The organism is Pseudomonas folii, assembly GCF_014357575.1.
Taxonomy (GTDB): Bacteria; Pseudomonadota; Gammaproteobacteria; order Pseudomonadales; family Pseudomonadaceae; genus Aquipseudomonas; species Aquipseudomonas folii.
This window is the reverse complement of record NZ_JACONW010000176.1, coordinates 1-10,277: the sequence shown is the minus strand read 5'-3', so window position 1 is coordinate 10,277 and position 10,277 is coordinate 1. Positions and strand designations below refer to the sequence as shown.

Below are 10,277 nucleotides of genomic sequence, written 5' to 3'. Positions count from 1 at the left end.
GCAGCATTCCATATCTAGAAAAAGAGAGAAAAGCGCACCGCCACCACTCAGAACCTGCACCTACCCTGCATAAATACTCTGCAGCAAGGCGTCATGTTCGCTGGGGTCATGCATGACCATGGACGGCAACATTGCCTGGGCGGATCTGACGAGTTCTTCGACCAGCGCCACCGACACATCGGTTAACGGGCTGGCGAAGGCAGAAATCAAACCGAAGAAGAACGGGATGTTGCACTCGATGGGTCGCACTACAACACCATTGATCGGGACGCCCAAAGCTGTGAACGGATCAACCAGTGCGATACCCAAGCCGACGCGAGCCATCTGCATGGCGACCAGTGAGGTATTGGTATCGAGCATATGGGGAGTCTTGCCACCGGCATCCTGAAACGCCTTGTCGATGCGGCGACGGAAACGAAACGGGTTGGACATGGTGATCAACGGATGCGAGGCCAGCACCTCCATGGGCAGCACGTCGTAGCGCGCCAGTTCCGAGTCTGCGGGCAGCACGGCCACGCACGGCGACTCGCCGATCCAGTGGATATCGAGGCCGCGATGCTCAAGGGGCAGGCTCACAGCTCCCAGGTCCATGGTCTTGGAAAGGACTGCCTGAACGACGTTTTCCGGAGACATGCTGTGCAGTTGAATGTGCTGCGGTTGCAAAGGCTGCGGCAACCGGGACAAGGCCAGCGGCAGCAGACCTGCCGCCAGCGCCGGGATAGCCACGAGCTTGATCTGGCGATTCTCGTCCTGAGCAATATGCAAGGCGCGCTGGCGAATGTTGCGGATACCCAGCAAGGCACTTTCAACCTCGGCGTACATCATGAAGGCTTTCTGGGTGGGCGTGACTTTCGGACCGCTACGCTCGAACAAGGCAAAGCCGAGCTCTTGCTCCAGCTCCTGAATCACCCGGGTGACTGAGGGTTGTGAACGACCGAGCATTTTACCCGCAGCCGTGACACTGCCAGCCGACATAACCGCCGCGAACGCTTCCAGTTGCCGCAAATCCATACATACGCCTTGTCATGAACGATGAAGATCAGATACTGCCCGGCGCTCATCCGCAGCCGGAAGCGGCCAAGCCTAACCTATCGAACAGAACAAGCCTACTTGGGGGTTGCAGGGACTATCTATGTAGATGACATGGTGTCAGTTGCACCGCACTTTCTCGCGGCATATGAACTGTAGGAATGAGCTTGCTCGCAATTCAATATTTATCACAACAACTTGTCGCCTGACCTGATGCTATCGCGAGCACGCTCACTCACACAGGGATGCGGTTCAACTCTGTTACTTGTATCTATTAAGCAAAAGTGAACGCGTCCGCGAAACAATTCTCCTGACACACCGCCTCGCCAACAAGTTAGCTCCAACGACGATGCACAACATACATCCCCTGTAGGAGCAAACTTGTTCGCGAGCAATGCGACTGGCACTACGCTTCGCGAATGAATTCGCTCCTACAGGGGACTACTGCAAACTCAACCTAATACGACCGTTCGACAACCCGCGACTCAGGCTGACGCTGTGCCTGACTCCATACGTCCTGCAATGTCTGCAGCACATCGCTCATGAACTGCTTGTCTGCGGCGGCCTTTTTGCCGACCCAGCCATGGCCGCGGCGGTACATCGACAGGCGAGCGCGCAAGTTCGGACGACTGGCAAGGAACTGCTCTTCCGGCACACCCGACGCAAGAGGGTCAATACGCACTTCGCCTTCTTCGCACACCCACAGGATATGGTTGTCGAGCGTGTCCTTGCGCGCAGCAAACAGCTCGGAAAGTTCATTGATAGTAGGTTGGTTATTCAAGTTCATGTGTAACTCCTTGACCGCTCGTCATCTGATTAATTAGTGAGCTCAAACACATCATCAAATCGGCCAATTGATTCGTATCACTGCAGATGAACGAAACATCAAACGCTCGTTATCGTTCAACTCCCTACAGAGCCGGCCCTTGACTAGATGCATGTAGTCTTGATGAAAAGCTGCTACGCGACAGCGTCAAACAGTAAGGAGAACTAGCGAGACTTCCTGACACCCACGCCAACCTGAATAGCAGTCAGCCACAAGCTTCATGAGGACGTATCGCCAGCTTCTGCTCGCCCTGAGACGACCATGCCAGGTCAGCTTCATCAATCTGCCTCGTGGGCAGTACACATCCGGGAACATCACGACGGCTTGTCGTGCATGTCAAGAACACCCTTTCCAACTCTCCCGATCAGGGAGACAGCTGCATAATGCAAGTCGAAAAGGCATGCGTCAATGATTATGTAGTGATTATTTTAGAGCACTACATATTTCTGATTCTGACCGGCCAGTCACAGCAAAACGACAGCCGATCAGGTTTCGCGGGGGGTTGCCTCAAGCATGGTGTCGACTTTTTCCAGCAATGCGCCCAGCTGGAAAGGCTTGATGATCATATCCATGCCCTCCCCCAGAAAGCTCTGCCGGTTCACGGCGTTTTCGGCATAACCGGTCATGAACAATACTGGCAAATGCGGCCGCCAGAGCCGAGCCCGGTCCGCCAGCTCACGCCCGTTCATGTGAGGCAGCCCAACGTCGGTGAGCAGCAGGTCGATCGACGCATCGTTTTCAAGTAACGACAATGCCGTCGCGACGTCTCCCACTTGAGTGCAGCGGTAGCCGGTATCGATCAGCAGCTCGTTGACGAACATCCGCACTGACGCCGTGTCTTCAACGATCAGAATGTGTTGCCCCATTCCCTCTCGGGGAGCAGTGGTCGGCGCATCCTCGACCGGTACGGAATCGATTCCGGCAGGCAGCATCAGGGTCACCTCGGTGCCGTGGCCCACCACGCTGCGAATGACAACGTCGCCTTGCGACTGCCGCGCAAAGCCATAAATGGTCGATAGCCCCAGCCCGGTGCCCTCGCCAATGGGTTTGGTGGTGAAGAAAGGATCGAACACCTTGTCGATGACGCTGTGCTCGATGCCGATGCCGTCGTCCTTGACCGACAGCGCCAGGTAGGCACCATCCGCCAGCCTGGCATCGCCTTTGGAATGCGCAGCGAAAGTGGTGACCCGGATCGTTCCACCGTTCGGCAGCGCATCCCGGGCGTTGATCACCAGATTGAGCAACGCACTTTCCAGCTGGCTGCTATCCACCAGCGCAATGGCCGATTGCGAAGTGAGGTCCAGAGTCAACGCGATGCGTTTGCCGATGGTGCGGCGCAACAAGTCTTCCAGCGAACGGATATGTTTATTGATGTCGATTGGCCGGGCGTCCAGCGGCTGCTGACGAGCAAACGCCAGCAGCCGGTGAGTCAGCGCCGCCGCACTGGAGGCCGAGGCCAGTGCAGCCTCGGCGTAGCGCATGATTTTTTCGGGACGATTTTCCTGCGTCCGCCTCTTGATCAATTCGATACCGGTAATGATCCCGGTCAGCAGGTTGTTGAAGTCATGGGCAATACCGCCAGTCAACTTGCCTATCGCGTCCATTTTCTGTGCTTGTAGCAACTGAGCTTCAGTCCGGGCACGTTCGGCCACTTCGTAGGCAAGTTTGGTGGTAACGCTGTCGAGTTGCTTGAGATGTGACTGCTCACGCTGCCGGTGCTCGGTCACGTCTTCGACGAACACGAGACTCAACGCAGGCGTACGGTAAGGCGAAACCTGCCACTCGGTCTCGCGTAATTCGCCCCGGACCAGCATGCGCAACGTGCCTTGCCAGCGTTCACCCGCCAGCAAGCCAGCACGCAGCTCCTGAATGATTTCCTCCTGGTCGCCCGCCAGAGAGCCCAGCATGGTTTCCTGCGTCAGACTTTGGTGGGTCAACAGCGCAAACGCGTGGTTGCACTCGTGGACCTTGAGCTGAGCGTCCATCACCGCAATCGGCGCGGAGATATTGACGAAAATTTCCCTGAAACGCGCCTCACTTTCACGCAATGCGTATTCGGTGTCTCGCACCCGTAGCAATGTCCTCAAGGTCGCCAGCAGCACATCCGGGTCTACCGGGTGCACCAGATAGGCGTCAGCGCCTGCCTCCAGGCCGGTGACAATGTCGGTGGTCTGAATCGACGCCGCCGAGACATGCACCACAGGCAGCAAGGCGGTGCGTGGCTCGGCACGCAACAGACGAACGATATCGAAACCGCTCATGTCCGGCAGATTCACATCGAGGATCAGCGCATCCGGGACTTGTGCAGCAATCTGTTCAAGCCCGTCGGTGCCGGTGCCTGCTTCGCTGACAATGAAGTCGTGGCGCTCCATGCGCCGCCGCAATGCGTAGCGTGTCGCGGCGTTGTCATCAACGATCAGCAGCCGGAGTTCACGCTTCATCAACATGCCCTGCGGCGATGGCCAATGGAATGATCACGAAAAATGTCGACCCAACGCCCGGCTCACTCTCAAGCCCGACTCGTCCGCCCAGCAACTCGGCGAACCGCTTGCAGAGTGACAGGCCAAGGCCAGTACCCCGCAGACGCTTCTGCAGAGGCGAATCGATCTGCGAGAAGTCTTCGAACAACGCACCGTGCATTTCCTGGGGAATACCCACGCCGGTATCGGTAACCGCAAAGCGAATTTCACTATCGTTTTCCAGACGTGCCGACACTCGCACCTCACCGCGCTGGGTGAATTTAAGAGAGTTGGAAATGAAATTGCGCAGGATCTGCGCGAGCTTTTTGTCGTCGGTGTACAGACGCGGCAAACCTGACGGCTCCTCAAAAATGAGGTCCACGGAGGACGCATTGACGATCGGCCTGAACATGCCGCGCAGTGCCGAGAACAAGTCAAACATGTCGAACCAGGCAGGGGAAATGGTGATTCTTCCGGCTTCAATCTTGGCCAGATCAAGCAGGTCATCGACCATGTCGCTCAGCTCACGGGCTGCGCCACTGACAAACCCGACCTGCTTGTGCTGCTCTTCGCTCAACGGACCGTCGATTTCGTCCTTGAGCAGGCTGGTGATACTCAGAATCGAGCCCAGCGGCGTGCGGAATTCGTGGCTCATGTAAGACAGGAAGCGACTCTTCAAATCAGAGGCCTGACGCAACTCCTCCGCCTGGTTATCCAGCTCGGCATACAGCGCCAGTACGCCCTGATTGGTTTCTTCAAGCTCGGCACGCAGCGCGTCCGCTTCATCGCGCAACTTCTGCAGCTCAAGGGACTGATCGGCAACGATCGGTTCAGGCATTGAACGCCTCCAGACTAATAACCAACACGGTGACGTCATCTCGACCGCGGCAAAAATCGCGGTGCAGGACGGCAGCGATAACCGCCGGATGACGATAGATCAGACCCGGATAATCACGCAGGTTCCAACGAGATTGCAGCCCATCGCTGTACATCACCAACAACTGGCCTGTCACTTGCGAATGCTCGAATGCCTGAACCTTCCTGAACTGAAGACCGACGATGCCCGGGTGCGATACCAGCCCCCGGACTTTGTCTTCGCCAATCAGCGTCGCGCCGATATTGCCAATCCCGACAAAACGTAACGTATCAAGGCCGGCATCAAAGTTGACCAACGCTGCGGCACCGCCGCGTGTCCCCTTCATGGAATGGTGCATCTCGTCGAACACACGCTCGGCAGAATCGAACGGCTGCCGCTGGAACTCAACCTCGCCAGCACGGGCGGCGACTTCAGCATCCTCGCCATGCCCCAGACCGTCGATGATCAACGCACTGATCCGCTGCCCGGCAATTGCCAATGACCAGACATCACCGCAAGCGGGATCATCATGCAGTGAATGCTGACTGATACCGACACGCAGGTCCCGGGTCTTGCTTTTACGAGGGTAAAAACGGGCCATGAGCACCGCGCCGCGGGCATCCGTGTGGGCATCGAAGACATCCGCCTGTCGCTCGATCGAGCCAAGACCAATGCCTTGTGTTCCACGGGTCGAGACACCATCGGGCATGCAATCGCTCAGGTCGAAGCCTTCGCCACGATCCACGGCAATGATCTCGATGCCGGACAAGCCAGGCGAATTGAAAACGCGCAAGTGCAACTCGCCGCGAACCGCATGCTTGAGAATATTGCTGGTCAACTCGGTCGCGACCAGCGCCACGCGCCCGGCATCCACTTCATCGAACCCGAGCCCCTCCGCCAGCTGCTGAGCGGTGCGTCTTGCGTGGCCTACCTGGCTGCTGTCCTCGATCAACAAAACTTGCGTCAGGGTACTGCGCAGGGTCACGTCCATCGGGTAATCGTTATTCGGGTTCCGGCACCAGGGGCGGTGTCCAGTTCGAACTCTTCCACCAGACGCTTGGCGCCGGTCAGGCCAAGACCCATACCGTTACCGGAAGTCCAGCCATCGGTCATCGCCAGCTTGAGGTCAGGAATGCCCGGCCCTTCGTCGCGGAAGGTGATCCGCAGACCGGTGCGCATATCCTCTTCAAGGATCTGCCAGTCCATGTCCCCGCCGCCACCATAGACCATGGTGTTGCGCGCCAGCTCGCTGACGGCGGTGACCATTTTGGTCAGATCAATCAGGCGCATGCCGCACTCCTGAGCCAGCTTGCGCGCGGTCTGGCGCGCAAGTACGACGTCCTGTTCGATCAGCACAGGTTGCGTGCCGCTGCTGCGTACGGTCATTGCGCTTGCACTCGCTCATGCAGCAGTTTCATACCGCGCTCAACGTTCAGCGCAGTGCTGACGCCCGGCAAGGTCATGCCCAGCTCCACCAGCGTAATCGCCACTGCTGGCTGCATGCCGACCAGCACGGTCTCGGCATCCATGATCCGCGACAAGCCGGAAATGGTCCCGATCATGCGTCCCACGAAGGAGTCGACGATGTCCAGCGCCGAGATGTCGATCAGCACACCCCGTGCAGAGGTTCTGCTGATCCGCTCGGACAGATCGTCCTGCAGGGTCAGCGCAAGCTGATCGTGCATATCGACCTGAATCGTGACGAGCAGATAAGCGCCCATCTGCAAAATAGGAATACGTTCCATGTACTTATACCGCCTTGGTGACGGTCAGCCCCAGACGCTTCAGCGACAGAGCCAGCGCATCGGCGAGATTGGCTTTGGTCACGACGCCTTGCAGATCCAGACCCAGGTGGACAATGGTCTGAGCAATTTGCGGACGTACACCACTGATGATGCAGTCAGCGCCCATCAAGCGGATCGCGGTGACAGTTTTCAGCAAGTGCTGCGCAACCAGCGTGTCCACGGTTGGCACGCCGGTGATGTCAATGATGGCGATTTCCGAACCGGTATCGACGATGCGCTGCAGCAGGGACTCCATCACCACTTGGGTACGCTGGGAGTCCAGGGTGCCAATCATCGGCAGGGCAAGCACGCCGTCCCACAGTTTGACCACAGGCGTCGACAGCTCCAGCAACTCTTCCTGCTGACGTTTGATCACGTTCTCACGGGATTTCTGGAATGTGCGGATGGTGTGCATGGCCAAGGCATCCAGCAGCTCGGACAGCTCCAGCAACTGCTCGGCGTATAGCGTCGGATCAGCCTGATACTCACGCTGGATCAGGGCAAACAACGGGCCTTTGAGCGCAAAAACGAAACTGGCAGTCTGCTGCGAATCCTGACCGACTGAAGCACGGCTCTGGGAAAGCTTTTCAAGAAACTGGCGAATAGCATCCCAGTCACTGCCTGCCAGAGACTGATGACGCCCCTTCTCCGCGACTGATACCACCAGACTCAGGAACTCGGCCATCTGTTGTTTCAGATCATCGTCCTTGAGGTTACGCGTGGCACCGTTGGCTTCCAGTGCTGCAAGCCATGCGGCTGTCAGCTCTGGCTGAGAGGTCGTGATTGCGTCAACGGTCTTCTGCTGCACTGCTGCCATCTTGTTTGAACTCCTGAACAATGCCGGCAAACCTGATCCATCCAGGAATGCAATAAATAGTATAAATATGGGCCGACTGGCCTCGTTATGCGGCGATTCTCTACCATTCACCTTGAAATGCAAGCAGCCTCTGCTGGCACATTGCTAATAGCCTTTCGTCAAGCGTTATACAGGCTGATTTTTTCATCAAAACCACCCTGAATGAGGCTTTTCGACGGGCGTTACATCCATTCGACTGTATTTGAGCTCCGCACCTATCCGACTGACTCAAAGACGCTGACGATGTGATCGATCACTGCCCTCACCCGTGCGGTATGTCGCAAGTCTTCATGGGTCACCAACCAGACGTCGTAGGTTTCCTGCCGCTGCCGGTCTGGCCACAGCCGGGTCAGCCCGTCACGCTCGCCCAGACACACCGGAATTTCGCCGATGCCGATCCCGGCAGCGATTGAGCGACGCATCATCAACCCGGAATTAACCGTTGCCACCAGACGCCCCGCACTGACCGGTTCGGAAACGATAGTCGCTTCGCGGCCACTTTCCAGATAGGGCTGAAACATGATCAGGTCGTGGCCGGCAAACGCTGAGCCGGGCTCAGGCTCGCCATGACGTTGCGCATACTCCGCCGACGCATACAGCCCTACCGGCCAACGGGCGATACAACGCGCGATCAAATCGGGATTTTCCGGCTTGACGTTTCTGACTGCTATATCGGCTTCACGGCGCGAAAGGCTGAGCATTTGTATTGACGCATCGAGCCGGACTTTCACGTCCGGGTGTTGTTGATGCAGATGAGCGATGGCAGGAATCAAAAATTCGACGGCCAGCGAATCGGTTGAGGTGATGCGCACCTCGCCTTTGAGTCGATCATCGAGCCCCTGAATCTGCCGTTGCAGCTCCAGGGCGGAGCGCTCCATTTTTTCTGCTGACTTGAATGCAGCTTCTCCTGCGACCGTCAGCACGTAGCCCTCGGAGGTACGCAGAAACACCGTGGTGCCCAAGGCTTTTTCCAGGGCCGCTATCCGGCGGCCCACTGTTGCCTGATCCACATTCAGCAATCGCGCCGCACCGCGCAACGTGGACTTTCTGCAGACTGCCAGAAAAATGCGTGTGTCGTCCCAGTTCACTGGCCACCTGCTTGATGCATTTATGCATCTTACTAAAGAGAATTAACTGCAAGATTGCATCAATCATCGTCGGTACTATGGACTCAGCCAAGCACTTTGTCGTGCTCACTTTGATTCCATGCTTCTGTGGGAAGGACATTCCGCCATGCACACCACCACTGACACCCTTGCATCCGGACGCAACAACGTCTGGCTGCACATCCTTGCAGGCCTCAGCGCGAGCCTGGTGAGCATCGGCCTGGCGCGATTCGCCTATACGCCGTTGATTCCATCACTGATCGAAGCCCACTGGTTTTCCGCTTCGGACGTGATTTACCTGAGCGCAGCCAACCTGATCGGTTATCTGATAGGCGCCCTCACCGGCCGCCCCATCGCTGCGCGACTGTCCAACGGACACTCGCTGCGTCTGATGATGCTGATCGCCACGGCATCATTCTTTGCGTGTGCCTTTCCGTTATCCATCGCGTGGTTCTTCAGTTGGCGACTGCTGTCCGGCATCGCCGGGGGCGCGATCATGGTCGTGGTGGCCGCCACGGTGATTCCTCATGTACCGGTGGCTCGCAGAGGGCTGGCCAGTGGTGCAATCTTCATCGGGGTGGGTCTGGGCATCGCAGGTTCGGGGACGCTGGTGCCGTTCCTGCTATCTCTGGGCTTGCGAGATGCCTGGATAGGCCTGGGTCTGGCGTCCCTGGTGCTCACCGCAGTGAGCTGGTTCGGCTGGCCATCGGCAGGCGCTACCGCCGCAGTGTCGGCCTCGGCCGAAGCGACTCATCAGCCACTTCACAGCCGCATGAACCCCGGGATATACCTGTTGTTTGGCCAATACGCATTAATGGCGATCGGTCTGGTGCCCGCGATGGTGTTTCTGGTGGATTACGTGACCCGCGGGCTTGGCCTGAGCGCCCATGCGGGGGCCGTGATCTGGGTCATGTACGGGATCGGCGCGATTCTGGGACCGGTGATCTACGGTTTTCTCGCCGACCGTCTGGGTGCCCGCACCTCGATCCGCGTGGTGCTCGCGGTACAAGCCGTAACGGTCGCGTTGTTGTGCACCACCAGTAACTTTGCGCTGCTGGCCTTGCTGGCAATCATCATTGGCTCGTTCCCACCCGGCATCGTGCCGCTGGCGTTGGGCAGGATTCACGAACTGGTGCCCCGCCACGAACTGCAGCAAGTCGCCTGGAGCCGTGCGACCGTTTCCTTTGCGACATTTCAGGCGTTGGGCGGTTATGGGTATTCAGTGATCTTCAACGCCAATGGCGGGCATCACGTGATGCTGTTTGTGATCGCGGCGGCGGCGATTGCTGTGGCGTTGGTGGCTGACTTTGTTGCTGCGTTGATTTCCGGGAAGTAATCGACTTTTTATCAACACCAAACTT

The 10,277-nt window shown here is 57.7% G+C and carries 10 protein-coding genes; 1 reads left to right on the top strand and 9 read right to left on the bottom strand.

The features are described from left to right. Positions 1–60: 60 nt before the first annotated feature. From H8S59_RS23795 to H8S59_RS23755, 9 genes are all read right to left on the bottom strand, one after another. Entirely contained in the window at positions 61–1,011 is a 951-nt protein-coding gene (locus H8S59_RS23795) for a LysR family transcriptional regulator (RefSeq protein ID WP_187523010.1), read from the bottom strand. 475 nt (positions 1,012–1,486) lie between these two features. After that, positions 1,487–1,816 (bottom strand): hypothetical protein, encoded by a 330-nt coding sequence (locus tag H8S59_RS23790; protein ID WP_095095918.1) that lies wholly within the window; start codon positions 1,814–1,816, stop codon positions 1,487–1,489. Between the two features lie 524 nt (positions 1,817–2,340). Continuing rightward, positions 2,341–4,296 carry a response regulator gene (locus tag H8S59_RS23785; RefSeq protein WP_187523009.1) on the bottom strand — a complete coding sequence of 652 codons (1,956 nt, stop codon included), beginning with the start codon at positions 4,294–4,296 and terminating at the stop codon, positions 2,341–2,343. Beyond that, entirely contained in the window at positions 4,286–5,152 is an 867-nt protein-coding gene (locus tag H8S59_RS23780; RefSeq protein WP_095095912.1) for a sensor histidine kinase, read from the bottom strand. The genes H8S59_RS23785 and H8S59_RS23780 overlap by 11 nt, the downstream gene beginning before the upstream one ends. Continuing rightward, complete coding sequence (locus H8S59_RS23775; RefSeq protein ID WP_187523008.1) at positions 5,145–6,161, bottom strand: ATP-binding protein; 1,017 nt, start codon at positions 6,159–6,161, stop codon at positions 5,145–5,147. Before H8S59_RS23775 ends, H8S59_RS23780 begins: the two co-directional genes overlap by 8 nt. After that, positions 6,152–6,556: an anti-sigma regulatory factor gene (locus H8S59_RS23770; RefSeq protein ID WP_095095909.1), complete on the bottom strand. Its 405-nt coding sequence runs from the start codon at positions 6,554–6,556 to the stop codon at positions 6,152–6,154. Before H8S59_RS23770 ends, H8S59_RS23775 begins: the two co-directional genes overlap by 10 nt. Then, positions 6,553–6,915, bottom strand: a complete 363-nt coding sequence (locus H8S59_RS23765; protein ID WP_095095906.1) for an STAS domain-containing protein — start codon at positions 6,913–6,915, stop codon at positions 6,553–6,555. Before H8S59_RS23765 ends, H8S59_RS23770 begins: the two co-directional genes overlap by 4 nt. Positions 6,916–6,919: 4 nt before the next feature. Then, a complete protein-coding gene (locus H8S59_RS23760) occupies positions 6,920–7,771 on the bottom strand; it encodes an STAS domain-containing protein (protein WP_095095903.1) in 852 nt (283 codons plus the stop codon). 254 nt (positions 7,772–8,025) lie between these two features. After that, positions 8,026–8,898, bottom strand: coding sequence for a LysR family transcriptional regulator (locus H8S59_RS23755; protein ID WP_095095900.1), 873 nt, complete (start codon positions 8,896–8,898; stop codon positions 8,026–8,028). A gap of 145 nt (positions 8,899–9,043) precedes the next feature. Here H8S59_RS23755 and H8S59_RS23750 point away from each other — a divergent pair, with 145 nt between their 5' ends. After that, positions 9,044–10,252 carry a YbfB/YjiJ family MFS transporter gene (locus H8S59_RS23750; protein WP_187523007.1) on the top strand — a complete coding sequence of 403 codons (1,209 nt, stop codon included), beginning with the start codon at positions 9,044–9,046 and terminating at the stop codon, positions 10,250–10,252. The last annotated feature ends 25 nt before the right edge of the window (positions 10,253–10,277 follow it).